16 protein-coding genes, 1 pseudogene and 1 riboswitch are annotated in these 17989 nt (G+C 65.3%); of the genes and pseudogenes, 11 read left to right on the top strand and 6 right to left on the bottom strand.

The genetic code is table 11. The annotated features are described in order from the left end of the window. Nucleotides 1–57: 57 nt before the first annotated feature. From AC3WK8_RS06510 to AC3WK8_RS06475, 8 genes and pseudogenes are all read left to right on the top strand, one after another. Complete coding sequence (locus AC3WK8_RS06510) at nucleotides 58–2295, top strand: TonB-dependent siderophore receptor (RefSeq protein WP_371857937.1); 2238 nt, start codon at nucleotides 58–60, stop codon at nucleotides 2293–2295. Nucleotides 2296–2315: 20 nt separating this feature from the next. Beyond that, nucleotides 2316–3239 (top strand): alpha/beta hydrolase, encoded by a 924-nt coding sequence (locus AC3WK8_RS06505; protein WP_103324307.1) that lies wholly within the window; start codon nucleotides 2316–2318, stop codon nucleotides 3237–3239. A gap of 88 nt (nucleotides 3240–3327) precedes the next feature. Further along, on the top strand, nucleotides 3328–3945 hold the full coding sequence (locus AC3WK8_RS06500) for a DNA-3-methyladenine glycosylase family protein (protein ID WP_103324308.1): 618 nt from the start codon (nucleotides 3328–3330) through the stop codon (nucleotides 3943–3945). After that, nucleotides 3942–4220, top strand: a complete 279-nt coding sequence (locus tag AC3WK8_RS06495; RefSeq protein ID WP_103324331.1) for an Ada metal-binding domain-containing protein — start codon at nucleotides 3942–3944, stop codon at nucleotides 4218–4220. The genes AC3WK8_RS06500 and AC3WK8_RS06495 overlap by 4 nt, the downstream gene beginning before the upstream one ends. A gap of 137 nt (nucleotides 4221–4357) precedes the next feature. Continuing rightward, nucleotides 4358–5389, top strand: coding sequence for an AraC family transcriptional regulator (locus AC3WK8_RS06490; RefSeq protein WP_085598809.1), 1032 nt, complete (start codon nucleotides 4358–4360; stop codon nucleotides 5387–5389). 105 nt (nucleotides 5390–5494) lie between these two features. Further along, entirely contained in the window at nucleotides 5495–6601 is a 1107-nt protein-coding gene (locus AC3WK8_RS06485) for a polyamine ABC transporter substrate-binding protein (RefSeq protein ID WP_103324309.1), read from the top strand. A gap of 29 nt (nucleotides 6602–6630) precedes the next feature. Beyond that, nucleotides 6631–8165, top strand: a pseudogene (locus tag AC3WK8_RS06480) (amidase). Nucleotides 8166–8224: 59 nt separating this feature from the next. Continuing rightward, nucleotides 8225–8551: a hypothetical protein gene (locus tag AC3WK8_RS06475; RefSeq protein ID WP_085598813.1), complete on the top strand. Its 327-nt coding sequence runs from the start codon at nucleotides 8225–8227 to the stop codon at nucleotides 8549–8551. A gap of 25 nt (nucleotides 8552–8576) precedes the next feature. Here the strand turns inward: AC3WK8_RS06475 and AC3WK8_RS06470 are convergent, their stop codons facing one another. After that, the gene (locus AC3WK8_RS06470; protein ID WP_022644018.1) at nucleotides 8577–8927 is read right to left on the bottom strand and encodes a hypothetical protein; all 351 of its coding nucleotides are present in this window, start codon (nucleotides 8925–8927) and stop codon (nucleotides 8577–8579) included. After that, entirely contained in the window at nucleotides 8914–10617 is a 1704-nt protein-coding gene (locus AC3WK8_RS06465) for a hypothetical protein (protein ID WP_103324311.1), read from the bottom strand. The genes AC3WK8_RS06470 and AC3WK8_RS06465 overlap by 14 nt, the downstream gene beginning before the upstream one ends. A 258-nt stretch (nucleotides 10618–10875) precedes the next feature. On the opposite strand from AC3WK8_RS06465, the gene AC3WK8_RS06460 reads away from it, so the two are divergent. Further along, complete coding sequence (locus tag AC3WK8_RS06460; RefSeq protein WP_053130604.1) at nucleotides 10876–11442, top strand: GNAT family N-acetyltransferase; 567 nt, start codon at nucleotides 10876–10878, stop codon at nucleotides 11440–11442. 55 nt (nucleotides 11443–11497) lie between these two features. Here AC3WK8_RS06460 and AC3WK8_RS06455 read toward each other — a convergent pair whose 3' ends face one another. Further along, on the bottom strand, nucleotides 11498–12070 hold the full coding sequence (locus tag AC3WK8_RS06455) for a manganese efflux pump MntP (protein ID WP_022644014.1): 573 nt from the start codon (nucleotides 12068–12070) through the stop codon (nucleotides 11498–11500). 10 nt (nucleotides 12071–12080) lie between these two features. Beyond that, nucleotides 12081–12241: riboswitch (yybP-ykoY riboswitch) on the bottom strand. Between the two features lie 166 nt (nucleotides 12242–12407). Here AC3WK8_RS06455 and AC3WK8_RS06450 point away from each other — a divergent pair. Together AC3WK8_RS06450 and AC3WK8_RS06445 are read left to right on the top strand one after the other, a co-directional pair. Continuing rightward, the gene (locus AC3WK8_RS06450) at nucleotides 12408–14231 is read left to right on the top strand and encodes a serine hydrolase domain-containing protein (RefSeq protein WP_103324312.1); all 1824 of its coding nucleotides are present in this window, start codon (nucleotides 12408–12410) and stop codon (nucleotides 14229–14231) included. Between the two features lie 6 nt (nucleotides 14232–14237). Further along, on the top strand, nucleotides 14238–15038 hold the full coding sequence (locus AC3WK8_RS06445) for a MipA/OmpV family protein (RefSeq protein ID WP_085598819.1): 801 nt from the start codon (nucleotides 14238–14240) through the stop codon (nucleotides 15036–15038). A 112-nt stretch (nucleotides 15039–15150) separates the two neighbouring features. Here the strand turns inward: AC3WK8_RS06445 and AC3WK8_RS06440 are convergent, their stop codons facing one another. The 3 genes from AC3WK8_RS06440 to AC3WK8_RS06430 all read right to left on the bottom strand — a co-directional run bounded on the left by AC3WK8_RS06440 (nucleotide 15151) and on the right by AC3WK8_RS06430 (nucleotide 17931). Beyond that, nucleotides 15151–16443, bottom strand: coding sequence for an ATP-binding protein (locus tag AC3WK8_RS06440; protein WP_103324313.1), 1293 nt, complete (start codon nucleotides 16441–16443; stop codon nucleotides 15151–15153). Next, entirely contained in the window at nucleotides 16444–17154 is a 711-nt protein-coding gene (locus AC3WK8_RS06435) for a response regulator (protein WP_085598823.1), read from the bottom strand. It abuts the gene before it with no gap. Between the two features lie 171 nt (nucleotides 17155–17325). After that, a complete protein-coding gene (locus tag AC3WK8_RS06430; protein ID WP_085598825.1) occupies nucleotides 17326–17931 on the bottom strand; it encodes a MiaE family protein in 606 nt (201 codons plus the stop codon). Between the last annotated feature and the right edge of the window lie 58 nt (nucleotides 17932–17989).

The following is a 17989-nucleotide window of genomic DNA, read 5'->3' as shown; positions in this document are numbered from 1 at the left end:
TCATTATCATTCGTGATCTTCCTGTTCCAGCTTTCGTCCCGGAGATCACCGATGTCCATGCGCTCGATGCGTCCTTTCGCGCCCTTCCTGCTGTCCAGCTGCTGCCTGCTCAGCCATGCCGTCCAGGCGGCCAATGCCGAGGCGCCGCAGCCGGTCCTGGAACTCCAGCCCCAGAGCATCGTCGCCACCGCCAAGGAAGAGACCAAGCAGGCCCCTGGGGTCTCGGTGATCACCGCCGAGGACATCCAGAAGCGCCCGCCGGCCAACGACCTGTCGCAGATCATCCGCACCATGCCCGGGGTCAACCTCACCGGTAACTCCACCAGTGGCCAGCGCGGCAACAACCGGCAGATCGACATTCGCGGCATGGGCCCGGAGAACACCCTGATCCTGGTGGACGGCAAGCCGGTGGGCAGCCGCAACTCGGTGCGTTATGGCTGGCGCGGCGAGCGCGATACCCGGGGCGACACCAACTGGGTGCCGGCCGACCAGGTGGAGCGCATCGAGGTGATCCGCGGCCCGGCCGCCGCCCGCTACGGCAACGGCGCTGCCGGCGGGGTGATCAACATCATCACCAAGCAGGCCGGCAGCCAGACCCACGGCAATGCCACGCTCTACAGCTCGTTCCCCGCCCACAAGGACGAAGGCGCGACCCAGCGCATGAGTTTTGGCCTCAACGGGCCACTGACCGACACCCTCAGCTACCGGGTGTATGGCAACGTGGCCCGCACCGACTCCGACGACGCCGACATCAACGCCGGCCATGAGTCGCTGCGCACCGGCAAGCAGGCCGGCACCCTGCCCGCCGGCCGTGAGGGCGTGCGCAACAAGGACCTCAACGGCCTCTTGAGCTGGCAACTGACCCCGGACCAGAGCCTGGACTTCGAAGCCGGCTTCAGCCGCCAGGGCAACATCTATACCGGCGACACCCAGAACACCAACAGCAACAAGAACGTGAAGAGCCTCCTGGGCCACGAGACCAACCGCACCTACCGCCAGACCTACTCGCTGACCCACCGCGGCGAGTGGGACTTCGGCAGTTCCATGGCCTACCTGCAATACGAGAAGACCCGCAATACACGGATCAACGAAGGCCTGGCCGGCGGTACCGAAGGCATCTTCAGCGACGCCAACTTCTACACCTCGGTGCTGCGCGACCTGACCGCCCATGGCGAGCTCAACCTGCCGCTGCACGCAGGCTTCGAGCAGACCCTGACCCTGGGCAGCGAGTGGACGCAGCAGAAGCTCGACGATCCCAGCTCCAACACCCAGGACACCAAGGAAGCCGGTGCCATCCCCGGCCTGGCCTCGAACAACCGCAGCAGCCAGATCAGCGCGCAGATCTTCTCGCTGTTCGCCGAGGACAACATCGAGCTGGCGCCCGGCACCATGCTCACCCCCGGCTTGCGCTTCGATCACCACAGCATCGTCGGCGACAACTGGAGCCCGTCGCTGAACCTGTCCCATGCCCTGAGCGACAGCCTGACCCTCAAGGCCGGTATCGCCCGGGCCTACAAGGCGCCGAACCTGTACCAGCTCAACCCCGACTACCTGCTCTACAGCCGTGGCCAGGGCTGCTATGGCCAGACCACCAGCTGCTACCTGCGGGGCAACGACAAGCTGGAGGCGGAAACCAGCGTCAACAAGGAGCTGGGCCTGGAGTACAAGGCCGACGGCTGGGTGGCCGGCCTGACCTACTTCCGCAACGACTACAAGAACAAGGTCGAGTCGGGCCTGGCCCCCACCGGCCGGGCCAGCGGCGGCAGTTCGGCGCAATACAAGAACGCCGCGGTGTATGAGTGGGAAAACGTGCCCAAGGCCGTGGTCGAAGGCCTGGAAGGCACCCTGACCGTGCCCCTGGCCAGCCAGCTGACTTGGAACAACAACTTCACCTACATGCTGCAATCGAAGAACAAGGAGACCGGCGACTACCTCTCGGTGACCCCGCGCTTCACCCTCAACTCGATGCTCGACTGGCAAGCCACCCAGGACCTGTCGCTGCAGATGAACGTGGCCTGGTACGGCAAGCAGACGCCGAAGAAATTCGACTACCACGGCGACCGGGTCACCGGCAGCGCCACCCAGCAACTGGCCCCCTACGCCATCGCCGGCATCAGCGGCACTTACGCCCTGACCCGCAACCTGAGCCTGACCGCCGGGGTCGACAACCTGTTCGACAAGCGCCTGTACCGCGAAGGCAATGCCCAGGGCGTGGTGGATATCGCCGGGGCCGGCGCCGCCACCTACAACGAACCGGGGCGCACCCTGTACACCAGCCTGAGTGCGTCGTTCTAAGCCCATAACGAGAAAGCCTGATGAGAACCACGACCTTGCGCCTGGCCCTGGGCTGGGCGCTGGCCGCCGCCAGTGGCCTGGCGACGGCCCAACCGGCTCCCGAGCAGCGGATGGACAGCAGCTTGCTGCAACGCCAGGACCTGCCCTATCGCTTCAGCAGCCTGCAACTGGATTCCACCGACGGCCAGCGGCACTACCAGGTATGGATCGGCCAACCACTCAAGGCCGCCCCCGAGCACGGCTATCCGGTGCTGTGGATGCTCGATGGCAACGCCGCCATCGGCGCCCTCGACCCGCAGCAGCTCAAGCAGCTGGACCAGGGCCAGGCGCCGTTGCTGGTGGCGGTGGGCTACCAGACGCCGCTACGCATCGAGCGTACCGCCAGGACCTACGACTACACCCCGCGCCAGCCTGGCCGCGAAGTGCAGCAAGACCCCTTGACCGGACAACCCAGCGGTGGCGGCGAAGCGTTCCTGCAACTGTTGCGCGAGCGCCTGCGCCCAGCTGTGGCCGCCCGGGTACCGATCGACCCTGCGCAGCAGACCTTGTGGGGGCACTCCTATGGTGGCCTGCTGGTGCTGCAGGCATTGTTCAAGCAGCCCCGGGAGTTTCGCCACTACGCCGCCGCCAGCCCGTCGTTGTGGTGGGGCGATGGGCTGATCCTCGACCAGGCCCGGGGGCTGGCTGAGCACATGCAGGGGCATCGGGCGCAACTGCTGCTGATGCGCGGTGATGCCGAGCCGGGGGACCCACGCCAGGCCGCCACGTCGATTCCGGCCCCCGACGCCGACCAACGGGCCCGGCAACTGCGCACGCAACTGGCCCAGGTCCCCGGGCTGGCCCTTGAGTACCACAGCTTCGAGAAACTCAGCCACGGCCAGACCCTGGCGGCGTCCCTGCACTATGTGCTGGAGCGCCTGTACCTGTCCCCGGACAAGGACTGAGGCCCAGTTCCAGCGCAAGGGACGGGGTGCCAGGACGGGACGCAGCGGCTAACCTGCCAGGCGTCCCGACCCTTGCCCCGGATCACCGATGCCCGCCAGCCCTGACTTTGCCAGCACCTTCCTCGCCGCCCTGGATGCCGACTGGGCCCGGCATATCGCCGCCATCGGCCCCTGCCTGCACCAGCCCAGGCCGGAACGCGAGCCCTACCAGGCGCTGGTGCGCGCCGTGGCCTACCAGCAACTGCATGCCAAGGCCGGCGACGCGATCCTCGCCCGGCTGCGGGCGTTGTTTCCCGACCAGGACTTTCCCAGCCCCGGGCAGCTCTGTGCGAGCAGCGTCGAACAGCTGCGCGGCTGCGGTTTTTCCGCGCGCAAGGCGGCCACCCTGCAGGGTATCGCCCAGGCCACCCTAGACGGCCTGGTGCCGTCGGCGGACGCTGCACGGGAGTTGGACGACGAACAACTGGTCGAACGGCTGACGCAACTGCCCGGGATCGGTCGCTGGACCGTGGAGATGCTGTTGATCTACAGCCTGGAGCGCCAGGACGTACTCCCGGTGGACGACTTCGGCGTACGCGAGGGTTACCGGCGCCTCAAGGGCCTGGAGCGCCAGCCCAGCCCGCGCCTGATGCGTGAACTGGGCCAAACCTGGAGCCCCTGGCGCACCACCGCCGCCTGGTACCTGTGGCGGGTACCGGCGCCATGAGCGACCAGGCAACGCGGCACTGGACCCTGCTGGACCGCCACGGCCAGCCCTGGTCCAGCCCCTGCCCCGGGACCCTGGGCGGTCATCGGTGCAGCCGGATCTATGGCCGCCTGGATTGCCCCTGCGCCCTGGCCGCCATCGCCCGGGGCGGCTACGTGCGCCAGCGAGTGTTCTTCCTCGATGCCCAGACCGCGCTCGCCGCCGGCTACCGTCCCTGCGCTCGCTGCCTGCCCCAGGCCTACCGCGCCTGGCGCGAGTCGGGCGCGAGCCCATAGGCAGGTTCCGGGCGGTAGCACGGGGCGATACGAGCGGAACATGCCGGTATCGGTCGACAAAAGTCGCATCGTCGATTGAACCCCCGTTGCGTAACCCCTAAAGTCTCGCCTTTCCGATTCCTGCTTCGAGATCGTCGATGGCTGCCCTTCGCCTGACCACCCTGCACACCACCCAAGCAGTACTGGACGCTTTTCGCGACAGCGACGTCCCGGCCCAGGTGTTGCTGGAGGGCAGCGGCATCCAGCTGGCAGACCTGGAGCTGCCCAACAGCCTGATCAATATCAGCCAGGAAATGCGCGTCTTCGGCAATGCCGTGGCCCTGCGCCCGGACCTCGGGCTGGTGCTGGGGCGCAACCTGCACATCTGCGCCTACGGCATGTTCGGCCTGACCCTGCTGACCAGCGCCACCCTGCGCGAGGGCTGGTCCCTGGCGCTGCGCTATCCGTTGCTGCTGGGCACCTTCTTCCACCTCGACCTGGAACTGCGCGACGGCCTGGCCTGGCTCACCGCCGACCAGTACAGCGAGAGCGAGCTGGAAGTGTTCAACACCGATTTCTGCATGTCGTCCTACCGGGTCACCTGCCAGGACCTGCTGGGCTGTTCGCTGCCACTGCGCGAAGTGCATCTCAAGCACGGGCCTCAGCCCTACCTGGACAGCTACGAGCAGGCGTTCAACTGCCCGGTGCAATTCAATGCCGGGCGCAACGCCATCGGCTTCGACCCGGAGTGGCTGGACCGGCGCCTGCCCCTGGCGGACCTGGTGACCCAGAACGACATGCTGCAACGCTGCATCCGCCTGAACGAGGAACTCAGCGCCCGCCCGACCTGGATCGACCAGGTGCGGCGCATCCTCAACGAACAGCTGCACGCCGTGCCGGACTTCGACAGCCTGGCGCGCCAGGTGCACTGCTCGCCCAGCACCCTGCGCCGGCGCCTGCGGGCCCAGGACACCAGCTACCAGCAATTGCTCGACGAGCTGCGCTACACCCGGGCCCGCCAGTTGCTGGAACAGCACAGCCTGCCCATCTACCGCATCGCCGAGGCCCTGGGTTTCAAGGAGACCGCCAGCTTCCGCCATGCCTTCCAACGCTGGAGCGGCGTCGCTCCGGGGCGTTTCCGGCAATTGGCCGGCCAGCTGGGTCCGCTGTCAGACAATTCGCAAGAATGACGTCAAATATCCCCTATTGACCGTTGCCAACATTCTCTGTGGGACACTTCCGGCGAAAAATAACGCACGGAAGGTTTCGCTTTCTTCAAGACATGGAGCTGTCGCATGAAATCGCTGCATACCGCGTTCACCAGCCTGGCCCTTGGCCTGGCCCTGACCTGTTCCTCCAGTGCCATGGCAGCCGCCGAGCGCACGGTGAACATCTTCAACTGGTCGGAATACATCGCCCCCAACACCATCAAGGATTTCCAGGCCAGCAGCGGGATCAAGGTCAAGTACGACATCTTCGAAAGCAACGAAGTGCTCGAGGCCAAGCTGCTCACCGGCAATAGCGGCTACGACGTGGTGGTGCCCTCCAGTGGCTTCGTCAGCAAGCAGATCAGTGCCGGGGCCTTCCAACCCCTGGACCGCGCCCAGTTGCCGAACTGGAAGAACCTCGACCCGGCGGTGATGAAGCTGCTGGAACAGAGCGACCCGGGCAACCGCTACGTGATCCCCTACATGTGGGGCACCAACCTGATCGGTTATGACCGTGACAAGGTTCGCCAACTGCTGGGCGACGATGCGCCGGTCAACAGCTGGGACCTGGTGTTCAAGGAAGAAAACCTGAAGAAGCTCAGCCAGTGCGGCGTGACCTTCCTCGACTCGCCTACCGAGATGCTGCCCCTGGCCCTGCACTACCTGGGCCTTGACCCCAATAGCCAGAACCCTGCGGACTACCGCAAGGCCGAGGCCCTGCTGCTCAAGCTGCGTCCCTACGTGCGCTATTTCCACAGCGCCAAGTGGATGGGTGATATCGCCAACGGCAACATCTGCGTGGCAGTGGGCTATTCCGGCGGTTTCCTGCAGGCCGCCAACCGTGCCAACGAGGCCAAGAACGGCGTGCATATCCAGATGCGCATTCCCAAGGAAGGCACCCTGGCCTGGATCGACACCGTGGCCATCCCCAGCGGCGCCAAGCACGTGGACACCGCCCATGCCTTCCTCAACTACCTGATGGAACCCAACGTCATCGCCTCCATCAGCAACTTCGTCGGCTACCCCAACGGCGTCACGGACTCCAAGCCGTTCATCCAACAGTCGCTGCTGGATAACCCGGACCTGTTCCCCAGCGCCGAGACCATGACCCGCCTGTTCCCCCTGGCGCCGCTGCCGGCCAAGGCCGAACGCACCCGGACCCGGACCTGGATCAAGGTCACCAGCGGCCGCTGAACCACTTGCCCCGAAAGCCTTGCGGCCTGATGCAGAACCGACCGCAAGCTTTCACCGCCGACTTGCCAGCGCATCCGGCGCCCTTGAAAGAAGAGTTGTCCATGTCGCCAGCCATGCCCAGCCATCCACCCCTGCACCAGCTGTCGATCGAGGCCTTGCTGCACGGTTTCGCCACCTTGCAGTTCACCCCGGTAGACCTGCTGCGCGACCTCTTGGCGCGCATCGAGCAGCATGAGCCACGGCTCAACGCCCTGTGCGCGCGCCAGGATGCGGCGGCGTTGCTGGCCGCCCAGGCCAGTGCCGAGCGCTGGGCCGCCGGGCAACCCATGGGCCGCCTGGACGGCATCGCGGTGCTGGTCAAGGACAACCACGACATCCGGGGCTGGCAGACTCGCAACGGTTCCAGGGCCCTGGCCAACCGCCCGCCCCTGGAGCACGACTGCGCCCTGGTGGCGCGCCTGCGCGAAGCCGGGGCAATCTTCATCGCCAAGACCACCTTGCCGGAACTGGCTTGCACGCCCCTGACCGACAGCCCCTTGACCGGAGTCACCCGCAATCCGTGGGATCTCGCCCTGCATGCCGCCGGCAGCAGCGGTGGCAGCACCGCCGGGGTGGCGGCCGGTTATGCCCCGGCCGCACGGCCAACGACGCGGCCGGCTCGATCCGCACCCCGGCGAGCTTCTGCGGGGTGATCGGCCTCAAGCCCAGCCACGGCCTGGTTTCGACCAGCCCGGCCATCGATCCAGGTGGCATGTCCGCCGAGGGCCCGATCGCCCGCCATGTGCGCGACATCGCCTTGTTGCTGGAGCACATGAGCGCCTATGAGCCCGGCGAGCCCTTTGCCTGGCCCCATGCCCCTTTGGGTTTCCTGGAACAGATCGAGGATGGCGTCCAGGGGTTGCGCATCGCCTTCAGCGCGGACCTGGGCTATGCCGCCTATGTCGACCCGCAGATCGCCGCCAGTTGCCTGGTTGCGGCCCGACGCCTGGAGGCTGCCGGCGCGACCCTGGTGCTGGCCTCGCCGGACATCGGCAACCCCGCCCCCGGTTTCGTGCGCTCCTGGCCCGTGGAAGCGGCCAGCGCCGTGGACCTGGAGATTCCCGGGGAGCAACAGCACCTGCTCAGCGACTTTCTCCAGCAGAGCCAGTTGCGGGCCCGCCAGCTCAATGCCCTGGACTATGCCAACGCCGTGCAGGAACGGCACCAGGTAGCCCAGGTCCTGCATGCCTTTCTCAGCGACTACGACCTGCTGCTGACGCCGACCGCAGTGGTCGAGCCATTTGCCGTGGAATTGTCGAGTCCGCCCGATTGGCCGCAACAGGCCAGCAGCATGTGGCAGCCGACCACGTTCCCATTCAACTACAGCCGTCAGCCGGCGCTGAGCATGCCTTGCGGCCTGAGCGCCGCCGGCCTGCCCATCGGCTTGCAGATCGTCGCGCGCTTCGGTCGCGACGACCTGGTACTGCGAGCGGCCAGGACCCTGGAAAAACTCCAGCCCATGGCACCCTTCGCACATCCCCACGGCCTGGCCGACGCCCCTGAGGCGTCGGGTATCGAACAATAACGTAAAAGCACGACCTGTCGCTGCCAGCCAGCGATGCGACACGGACAAGGAGGTGGACCATGGATTCTTCAAGCAGTTGGTACCAAGACACCCAGTTCGAGCATGACATCTACGTGATGGTCATCCGCGAGCCCGGTTCGCCGAGCCTTGACCCGCACCAGTCCGGCTCCAGCTACAGCTATGTCGGGCGCCTGGCCGGACAGGGCCAGCATCCGTGCTTTTCCCTGCACTTCGCCTGCCCGCCCTACGGCAACGACTACGCCAGTACCGACGCCGCCCTGCAAGCCGGCATGGCCCACGGCCGGGCACTGGTGGAGCACTGGCGGACCCGTGGGCGCAAGCCGCCGGTCAGCGGCGAGATCGCCCTGCCCAGCTACAGCAACTGATCGCCTCCGCCGCGAACCCCTGCCCCTACTGCGGGCAGCCCTTGCTGATCCATGCGCTGAGCTCATCGATCTGGGCTTGCGGCAGGTAGGGGCCGCCCGGAGGCATCTGGCCAAAGGCTCCGGTCGGTCCCCAGAAGGTGCCCTGGGTGCCACTCAGGGCATAGATGATGTTGGAGTGGGCGCCATCGCCCTTGACCAGGATCGGCAGCGCCTGCCCCGTCGACGGGTTCTGTACCCCCGGCACGTTGCCCGTCACGAACGCCTGGTAGGAGGTCTGCCAGAACGCGCCATGGGGCGCGCCGGAAATATCCAGGTTGTTCTGCGCGACGAAGTTGTCGAGAAGGGCCTGCACATCCTTGAAACTATTGAGCGCCATGGCTATCGCCCTCTATGTGGGGGTTGAACACTTCCTGGTAACGGGCGCTGGCTTCGGCCAGCGCATTGCCGCCAGGAGCCTCGGGCAGTCGGACCTGGCCGCCCTTGAGGATGAAGCTGAAGTCGTAGCCGGCGACCTGGGCATTGCCATGGCAGCCCATGCATCCCCCCATGTTCACCCCTTGGGCCACCGGCGGCCGGTTGGTCAGGGAGTACACATTGGGTGGCGGCGGCGCCCCTGCGGCCTGGAAGGAAGTCGGCGCACCGTTGGCAGCGATGCGGCCCTTGAACTGCTGCAGGGTGTAGTCGGTCTCGACCATGATATTGGCCTGGTAGAAGACCGCCGGGCCGTGGCTGACGTCGCTTCTGGAGATCTGGCTGACATCGAACGGCTGGGCCTGGACCGAGACCAGCTTGTAGTACTGCCAGGGCGAACTCCCGATCCCCCGGCCCAGGGTATAGGCCTGGATGGCCTGGTGCGCATCGCGGTTGGCCTGGATCACCTCGGCGGTGATCGACTCATAGCGCTGGTTGACGCAGATCGAGCCACCGACGGGTTTCCCGCTGCCCGGGGTTTCCTGGTAGTACAGCTGCCTGGCCGGCTGGCAGAAAGGGCCATTGGCCCTGACCTGGGGATTGCTCGGCGAGTCCTGGTAGCTCAGGGCTGGCGTGGTCGGTGACGAGACCGGCGGACGCCTGAGGATGACCCCGTTCTGGTCTTCGACCCGCGAGCCGTCGGCCAACAGGATGTTGTCGCTTTGCTCGAAGGTGGCATAGATGAAGTTGGGGGCCGAGGGGGTCTTGTGGATGATATGCAGCGCGACCATGGCCCACTGCTCTTCGAAATAGCAGAGGCCGTTGTTCGTCCCCTTGCGTTCGTAGAAGCGTACGGTCTGGCGGTGAAAGCGCGAGGGATCTTCAGTTGGCGCCAGCTTGCGCCAGGCTGACTTGACCTCGATGGTGCCGCTGGGAAACGCCACTCGGCTGGCCGCGAACCTGGGCGGCACTTGCTTGATCCCGTTGACGAAGTTCTGCGCGGCCTGGCGCAGTGCGGCATTGGTGTACCAATACTGATTGGCCGCGACATAGCTGTATTGCGTCTGGTTGGCCTTGGCCAGGAAGCGCACCAGTTGCGGCTGCGAATTGCGGTTGGACGGGGCCGTGGACGAGATCCCGGCAAACATCTGGTTCAGGCCGATCTGGGTGATCTCATCGAGGTTGACCCAGGCCGGCTGCGACACGGGGGCCTGGCCGGGACAGGCGGGCACCGGGATCGCGTAGTTGTAGATCGGGGTCGTGTTGTAGCCATAGCTGGGGCCCCCGGTTGGGGAATAGCCTGGCGGCCCGACATTGGCATTACCGTTGCCCGGGAAGATCTCCACCTTGCTGCGGTAGGTCTGCCAGACCAATGGCCCACCCGAGGCACCGAAAGGCCGGTTGAAATCGGGCACATCACGCTGCCCGGCGCGGGCTGGCCAGTTCAGGGCGATGAACTCTTGCCAGACGAAGGCCGCAGCGGCCGCCAGCGAGGCCTGGGGCGCCCCTCCGGGAATGTCCCGGGGCACGTTGGGAGACACCGTGATCGCCAGCGACTGGGCATGGGCACTGGCGCCCAGCAGCATCGCGGCGCTGGCCAGGGCACTGGCAAACGACTTGCACAACCACCTCGCACCGCTGGTCCGACGCTCCATATCATGACTCCTGTCTGTCCTGCTCGAGAGCGTAGATCAGCTCATTCGCAGCACAGCCGGGAAGTTCCAGAATATTAAGCGATAGCCCTAATAGCCAATGGCCTTATCAGTGGCCACGCCATGACCGGTGATCCGCCGATTGCCGGTACAGCCAGAGATATTGATGCCGGTCAAGCAACCGCACCTCCACAAGGATGAAGCTTTGGGCAACCAGGGCTGTGGTTGCAGCCCGCCCCTCGCCTCCCAGGAGACTTGACCATGTCCAGCAGCGCTCTCGATATGCTCCCTCACCCGCCGTTCCCGGCGCAGCAAGGCCAGTACTGGATCGACGCCTTGAGCGACGGCAGCCATGTGTTGATCCGCCCACTGCGCCCGCAGGATCGGCAGCGGGAAAAAGCCTTCATCGAAAACCTTTCGCCCATCACCCGGCACCAGCGCTTTCTCGGCGAAGTCAAGGAAGTGGGTGATCAACTGCTCGACCAGTTGATGGATGTCGGCACCGCGCAACGGGTGGCCTACGTGGCCCTGGTACATGACAACGGCGAACTGCGGGAAGTCGGTATCAGCCGTTATGCCCAGGTGGACGACCAGCCCTGGCGCTGCGAATTCGCCGTGACCATCGCCGATGAATGGCAAGGCAAGGGCCTTGGTGCCCTGCTGATGCAGCACCTGATCGACGAGGCCCGTCACAACGGCTACCAGCAGATGTACTCGGTGGACTCGGCCACCAACTACAGCATGCGCCGCCTGGCCAAGCTCCTGGGCATGCGTAGCGCCATCGACCCCGACGACGCCACCCAGGTGATCCACAGCCTGGCGTTGTAACCCTCCAGGCCGTGCCTCAGCCCGAGATGATCGCCAGTAAAAACCAACTATAGGATCAAGCCACCGCCGACAAGTGCTCATAGAGGATCGCGCTGCCGACGATGATCAACACCAGGCCTCCCAGGGCCTCGGCACGCTGCCCCATGACCGTGCCGATGGCCCGGCCCAGCATGACGCCCAGGGTGACCATGGTCATGGTGGCCAGGCCGATGGCGGTGGCCGCCACCCAGATATTGACGTTGACGAAGGCTAGCCCTACACCTACCGCCAGGGCGTCGATGCTGGTGGCGAAACCGGTGACCGCCAGCAACCAGAATCCATGCGCCTTGGGCGCTTGCGGCTCGGCTTCAGTCTCCAGCCGCACCCCGTTGTAGATCATGTGCAGGCCCAGCGCCGACAGCAGGGCGAAGGCGATCCAATGGTCCCAGGCGGCCGCCCACTGGGCCGCGGCCTGGCCGATGAACCAGCCGACTACCGGGGTAATGGCTTCGATGACGCCGAATATCAGGCCGATGCGCAGGGCTTCGAGCAGGCGTGGCTTGAACATGGCCGAACCCTTGCCGACCGCAGCCGCGAAGGCGTCGGTGGACATGGCGAAGGCGAGGAAAATGATCGAGGCTGGATTCATCTTGGGTCTTCCGGTCGGGCTTGAGTCCACGACATGCCCACGCGCCCGACTTCAGCGCAGGTATGTCGATGGTCTCACCAACCGCAACGGCGCCCGCACCACGGCAGGTTGCCGAGAGTGTTGATACGGGCTCCACCGCAAGAAGCGGTGGCAGGCTACTCCCCAAAGAGGCGCGCAGCTTAACCCGCCACTTGTGAAAATTTCATCAGCGGCCCTGCATCCCCCGGTTAACTGCCGGTTTAACACTCTTTGACATTTTCCTGACAAAGCTGCCAAAGACTGGCCACACGCCCTTCCCTAGCATTCCCGGCATCCAATCCTTGTGCCCGGGTGTTTCATGTCCGCCAAACTCTTTGGCCTGCCGCTGCTGGGCCTCTTGCTCAGCAACCTGGGTTGCAACGGCCAGCCGCCGACACCTCCGAGCATCGTCCAGGGTGACTACGCCAGCATCATTCGCTACCTGAAGCAGTACATCCCGCAGCAAATGGCCGAGCACCAGGTGCCCGGCTTGTCCATCGCCTTGGTAGACGGCCAGGAGTTGATCTGGGCCCGGGGCTTTGGTTTCGCCGACAAGGAGCGGGGGCTGCAAGTGACCGAGAACACCGCGTTCCGTGCCGGTGCCTTGTCGCAGTTGCTGACGGCCACGGCGGTGATGCAACTGGTGGAGCAAGGTCGCTTGCAGCTCGATGCCCCCCTGCAAGCCACGCTCAAGGAGTTCTACGTCCGCTCGCGCTTTCACGACGACCAGGACGCCGCCGACCAGGCAGTGACCCTGCGCCGCCTGCTCAGCCACCAGGCCGGGATGCCTGGCGAATACCTGCATGACCTGCGCACGCCTCATGTCCTGGGCCAGCTACCGCAGAAGGTCAGCGGGGTATGGCTGAACAATGACCCCGGCACCCGCACCGCCTATTCCAACCTTGGCTACGCCTTGCTGGGCGCGGCTATCGAACGCAGCACCGGCCAGGACTTCGAGCAGCACCTGCAGGCCAGCCTGCTGCGGCCCCTGGGCATGCGCCAGTCGAGCTTCATCGGTGACAGCCGCCAGGAGCCCTATCGCGCCCGCGGTTACCAGGATGGTGCCGCCAGCGGCCATAGCCCGGAGCGCGACATTCCCGCCGGCGGCCTGTGGACCAGCCCGCGGGACCTGAGCCAGTTCGTCCGGATGCTGTTCGCCCAGGGTCACTACAAGCAACGCCAGTTGCTGTCGGCCAGCTCGATCCAGGAGATGACCCGCCCGCAGAACATCGGCAATGCCCTGGATTTCGACTGTGAAGTGGGCCTGGGCTGGTTCCTCTCGCCATGCGGCGACGAGTGGGTGCGCCCCGGCATTCGTACCTGGCAGCACAGCGGCATCGGCAACAACTTCCATGCCCAGGTCAGCGTGCTGGCGGAACAACAGCTGGCGGTGATCGTGATGAGCAACTCCGACACCGGCGAAACGCTGGTCCCGGGCCTGGTGACCCAGGCCTTGCGCCTGCTGCTGCAGGCCCACGGCGCTCCCGAGGAACAAGACACGGGCACTGGCCTGCCACCCCGTGAGCTGGCAGTACGGCGCCGGGTGCCGGAAGCCGCCGACCGCCAGCAACTGGCCGGTTTCTATGCCACGGCCTATGGCGTGCTGCGGATCAGGGACCAGGGCCAGCGCCTGTTCGGCGAGGTGGCTGGCGTGCGCTTCGAGCTACTGCGCGACGAACATGGCTGGCTGCGGGCGCAGAAAAAAATCCTCGGCCTCTGGCTCCGGGACCTGGGCGACCTGGGCCGGGTGCAACTGGATGTCGTCAGCATCCAGGGACATCGGGTATTCACCGCCAAGAGCCACGGCCAACTGCTGGCGGTGGGCGAACGCATCGATCCGGTGCCTTTGCCCGATAACTGGCTGGCCACGGTGGGCACCTACGAAGCCCTTGCCGACAGCGAGGAAAACACTCCCGTCAGCGGAGTCAGCATCGCCCTGGAAGAGGGCTTCCTGATGATCCGCAGCCTGCAGCAGGGCCGCACCCTGACTGATTACATCCTGGCCCCGGTGGACAACGCGCATGCGGTGATCGCCGGCCATGGTCCCGGCCTGGGCGACACCGTGCGACGCCAGATCAACGGAGTCAACGTCCTGGGCTACTCGTTCAAGCGTTCCTATAACACCAACTACCTGAGGTTCTAGACCGATATGAAAACCCTGAAACGCTCCGCCACCACCGCGCTGTGGCTCGGCACCCTGGGCCTGACCACGGCCTCTGCCGTGACCCATGCCGAGGATTGGAAATTCGGCGTCAACGCCGGGGTGGCCAGCGTTCCACGCTACAGCGGCAGCGACGAGCGCACCGTGGTGCCGATCCTCGGCGCCGAGGTCGTCAGCCCCTACGGCATCTTCCTCAACACCCAGCAGGGCCTGGGCTGGGGCAACAAATGGGGCGACCTGTCGTTCAGCACCTGGGTCGGCCCGAGCGAGTCGCGCCGCGACAAGAACCACATGGGCCAGGGCTCCAAGCGCCTGAGGGGCATGGGGGATATCAAGACCCGGGCGCAATACGGCGCGCACCTGGGCTACGACCTGGGCCCATTCGAGCTGGGCGCCACCGTGACCCACGCCGTGAAGAAGAACAACAACCGCGATACCGGCCGGGCCTACAGCCAGCTGGAACTGAGCATCGGCACCAACCTGTATGAAGGCAGCTACGGCAGCCTGGACGCCAGCGTCAACACCCTGTTCGGCAACGCCGACTACATGCAGACCTGGTACGGCGTCAGCAGCACCCAGGCGGCCAACAGTCGCTTTGGCGCCTACAACGCCAAGGGCGGGTTGGTCAGCAGCGGTGCCGACCTGACCTGGACCTTGCCACTCAACGAGCAGACCAAGCTGTCCACCCAACTGTCGATGGACTACCTGGGCAAGAAGGCTGCCGACAGCCCGATCGTCGACCGGCGCCTGCAGACGGTGCTGTCCACCCAGATCGAATACAGCTTCTAAGGCAGCAAAGAACACGGCCCGTGATCACGGGCCGTATGGTGTAGAAGACCAAGCCCCCGCGAGGGGCCTGGTCATTTGATGCAGGGCGCTTGCCCCCTCGCCCGGTGCCGCGTCAGTCGGCGCTGGCCCAGGTCATGCGGAACGAGGCGCCGCCCCACTCCGAGTCCACGACTTCCACCTTGCCGCCATGCCACTGCGAGACCCTGCGCACCAGGGCCAGGCCCAGGCCGAAGCCGCCGGTGCGCCGGTCGCGGCTGGCATCGAGCCGGGAGAATGGCTCGAAGATTTTTTCCCGCCCCTCCAGCGGTACACCGGGGCCATCGTCGTTGACGCGCACCTCATAGCCGTTATCCAGGCGTACCAGGGATACCTCCACCCGCCGCTCGGCGTAGCGGATGGCGTTGCGCAGCAGGTTGATCACCGCCCGGGCCATGAAGCGTGGCTCGATGCTCACGTAGTCCACCTGGCATGAACGAATCAGCAACTGCACCCCGGCCGCCTCGGCTTCCAGGGTCACGCTGCCGACCACGCTGTCGAGCCAGCTCTGGGCCTGGATGTTCTCGCGGTTGATCGAGGCCGCGCCATGTTCCAGGCTGGCGTAGCTCAAGAGCTCGGAAACCATTTCCTCCAGCTCGCCCAGATCGGCGTACATGTCGCAGATCAGTTCCTGGCTTTCCTGGGGGGCCGGGTTCTGCTTGAGCTGGTCCAGCTCGAACGACAGCCGGGCGATGGGCGTGCGCAGTTCATGGGATACCGCGTTGGTCAGCTCGCGCTGGTTGGCGATCAGGCCTTCGATACGGGCCGCCATGCGGTTGAAGTGCTGGGCCAGGTCGCGGATGTTGGAGCGCCGCGACAGGTGCAGGCGAGTGCCCAGGTCGTTGCTGCCGAAACGCTCGGCGGCCAGGCGCAAACGTTCCAGGTCACGCCAGTGCGGCCGCACCCAGAAGTACAGGACGATACCCAGCAGGGCGCCGAGCAAGGCATAGCCGGCAATGTTGTAGTGCAGGGTCACCGGCTGCTCTTCCGGCAACTTGATGCTCAACAGCTGCGAGCCGCCGTCGATACTGGAGATGAACTCGTCGTAATCGCCACCGCGCACCACCAACTGGCTGGAGTCCAGCAGGGCCTGCTCGCGAGGGGTCAGGTTCAGTTGATCGGCATTCACCAGCGCCAGCAGCAGGCCATAGTGAGGCTTGAGCTCCTCCAGCTGGCGCTGGCGCCCGGCTTCGTCCAGCGGGCGTAGTTGTTCACCCAGGCTGTAGGCCGGCCCCCGCACCGCCTCGCGGTTGTAGGATTCGATCAGGTCGGCTGCCAGGTAATTGAGGAAGATGTGTTGCACTGCCGCCATCGACCCGGCGAAACCCAGGACCAGGAACAGGTAGAGCCCCAGAAACAGCCGCAGCATTCAGATCTCCCAGGCGAATGGATTGAACAGGTAGCCCTTGCCCCACACGGTCTTGATGCAGGCCGGTTCACGGGGGTTGTCCTTGAGTTTGTAGCGCAGCTTGCTGATGTAGACGTCGACGCTGCGATTGAGGCCGTCGAACTCGATGCCGCGCATGCGGTTGAGGATGTCGTCCCGGGACAGGGTCTTGCCCGCCGCGCTGGCCAGTAGCCACAACAGTTCGAATTCCATGGTGGTCAACTCGACCGACTCGCCGCCCAAGCGCACCTCGCGGCTGCTTCGATCGATGCTCAGCACGCCGAACTCCAGGGCGCCACGCTGGGCCGCGGGCTCGGGCACCTGGCGGCGCTGCAAGGCCCGCAGGCGCGCCAGCAGCACCGCCGGCTTGATCGGCTTGATCACGTAGTCATCGGCGCCGGATTCCAGGCCCAGGATATGGTCCAGATCATCCTCCTTGGCGGTGAGGATGACGATCGGGACGTCCGATACCGCGCGGATTTCCCGGCACACGTGCAAGCCGCTCTGGCCTGGCAGCATCAGGTCGAGCACCACCAGCTTCGGCTTGAATTCTTCAAAAGCCGCCAGGGCCACATCGCCCCGATGGACCGTCAACACTTCAAAGCCATGCTGGGAGAGGAAATTCGCGATCAGCCCGGCGAGCTTTTCGTCATCTTCCACCAGCAATACTTTGCCAAGACCCAGGTTATCCATAAATACCAGTCTGCGAACGCACGATTTGAGTGCGCGCATTATATGCGGCAGAGGATTAAAGAAAGGCTAAAGCGCAGCACAAAACCTGGAACCTGCACGGTTTTATGCAAGGTTTCATCTTTTTAAGAGTTTTTAACAATTTGCCCCCGGGCGCGCCCCGGGGGCCAGGGTTCACCAGGCCGGCACGCCGCTATGGAAGCGCAACTCCTGGTCGGGGGATTCGATCAGCTCCTGCTCGGCGGCCCGGACCTTGTCGATCACCCGGGCGATATCGTCGGCATCGCCATACTGGTAGGCCAGCTTCAGGTAACCCTGGTAGTGCCGGGCCTCACTCTTGAGCAGGCCGAAGTAGAACTTGCCCAACTCCTCGTCCAGGTGCGGCACCAGGGCCTCGAAACGCTCGCAACTGCGGGCTTCGATGAAGGCCCCCACTACCAGGGTATCCACCAGCTTCACCGGCTCGTGGTTGCGCACCACCTTGCGCAGGCCCGAGGCATAACGCCCGGCGGACAACTGGCGCAGTTCGACCTTGCGCTTCTTCATCAGGCGCAGGACCTGCTCATGGTGCACCAGTTCTTCGCGGGCCAGGCGCGACATCATGTTGATCAGGTCGATGTGCGAGTGGTATTTGGCGATCAGGCTCAGGGCCGTACTGGCAGCCTTGAACTCGCAGTTCTTGTGGTCGATCAGCAGGTTTTCCTGGTCGGCCAGGGCTGCCTGGACCCAGGCATCGGGAGTCCGGCAGCCGAGGAATTGATCAATGGGCGGGAAGTTCATCGGCAGGTTTCCGGGCGGTCCGCCCCAGCGCGGGACTGGCGGGCGGCATCAGCAGTGG

It is taken from the genome of Pseudomonas sp. FW507-12TSA (genome assembly GCF_058781435.1).
The sequence above is the reverse complement of the archived record's forward strand: the minus strand, read 5'-3'. Positions and strand labels throughout refer to the sequence as shown.

Bases quoted from the DNA above. Each gene is read 5' to 3' on its own strand.
- AC3WK8_RS06450 (WP_103324312.1), top strand. From the start codon at position 12,408: ATGTCCGCCAAACTCTTTGGCCTGCCGCTGCTGGGCCTCTTGCTCAGC.
- AC3WK8_RS06490 (WP_085598809.1), top strand. From the start codon at position 4,358: ATGGCTGCCCTTCGCCTGACCACCCTGCACACCACCCAAGCAGTACTG.
- AC3WK8_RS06455 (WP_022644014.1), bottom strand. From the start codon at position 12,070: ATGAATCCAGCCTCGATCATTTTCCTCGCCTTCGCCATGTCCACCGAC.
- AC3WK8_RS06505 (WP_103324307.1), top strand. From the start codon at position 2,316: ATGAGAACCACGACCTTGCGCCTGGCCCTGGGCTGGGCGCTGGCCGCC.
- AC3WK8_RS06495 (WP_103324331.1), top strand. From the start codon at position 3,942: ATGAGCGACCAGGCAACGCGGCACTGGACCCTGCTGGACCGCCACGGC.
- AC3WK8_RS06465 (WP_103324311.1), bottom strand. From the start codon at position 10,617: ATGGAGCGTCGGACCAGCGGTGCGAGGTGGTTGTGCAAGTCGTTTGCC.
- AC3WK8_RS06470 (WP_022644018.1), bottom strand. From the start codon at position 8,927: ATGGCGCTCAATAGTTTCAAGGATGTGCAGGCCCTTCTCGACAACTTC.
- AC3WK8_RS06445 (WP_085598819.1), top strand. From the start codon at position 14,238: ATGAAAACCCTGAAACGCTCCGCCACCACCGCGCTGTGGCTCGGCACC.
- AC3WK8_RS06510 (WP_371857937.1), top strand. From the start codon at position 58: ATGCGCTCGATGCGTCCTTTCGCGCCCTTCCTGCTGTCCAGCTGCTGC.
- AC3WK8_RS06485 (WP_103324309.1), top strand. From the start codon at position 5,495: ATGAAATCGCTGCATACCGCGTTCACCAGCCTGGCCCTTGGCCTGGCC.
- AC3WK8_RS06460 (WP_053130604.1), top strand. From the start codon at position 10,876: ATGTCCAGCAGCGCTCTCGATATGCTCCCTCACCCGCCGTTCCCGGCG.
- AC3WK8_RS06430 (WP_085598825.1), bottom strand. From the start codon at position 17,931: ATGAACTTCCCGCCCATTGATCAATTCCTCGGCTGCCGGACTCCCGAT.
- AC3WK8_RS06440 (WP_103324313.1), bottom strand. From the start codon at position 16,443: ATGCTGCGGCTGTTTCTGGGGCTCTACCTGTTCCTGGTCCTGGGTTTC.
- AC3WK8_RS06500 (WP_103324308.1), top strand. From the start codon at position 3,328: ATGCCCGCCAGCCCTGACTTTGCCAGCACCTTCCTCGCCGCCCTGGAT.
- AC3WK8_RS06435 (WP_085598823.1), bottom strand. From the start codon at position 17,154: ATGGATAACCTGGGTCTTGGCAAAGTATTGCTGGTGGAAGATGACGAA.
- AC3WK8_RS06475 (WP_085598813.1), top strand. From the start codon at position 8,225: ATGGATTCTTCAAGCAGTTGGTACCAAGACACCCAGTTCGAGCATGAC.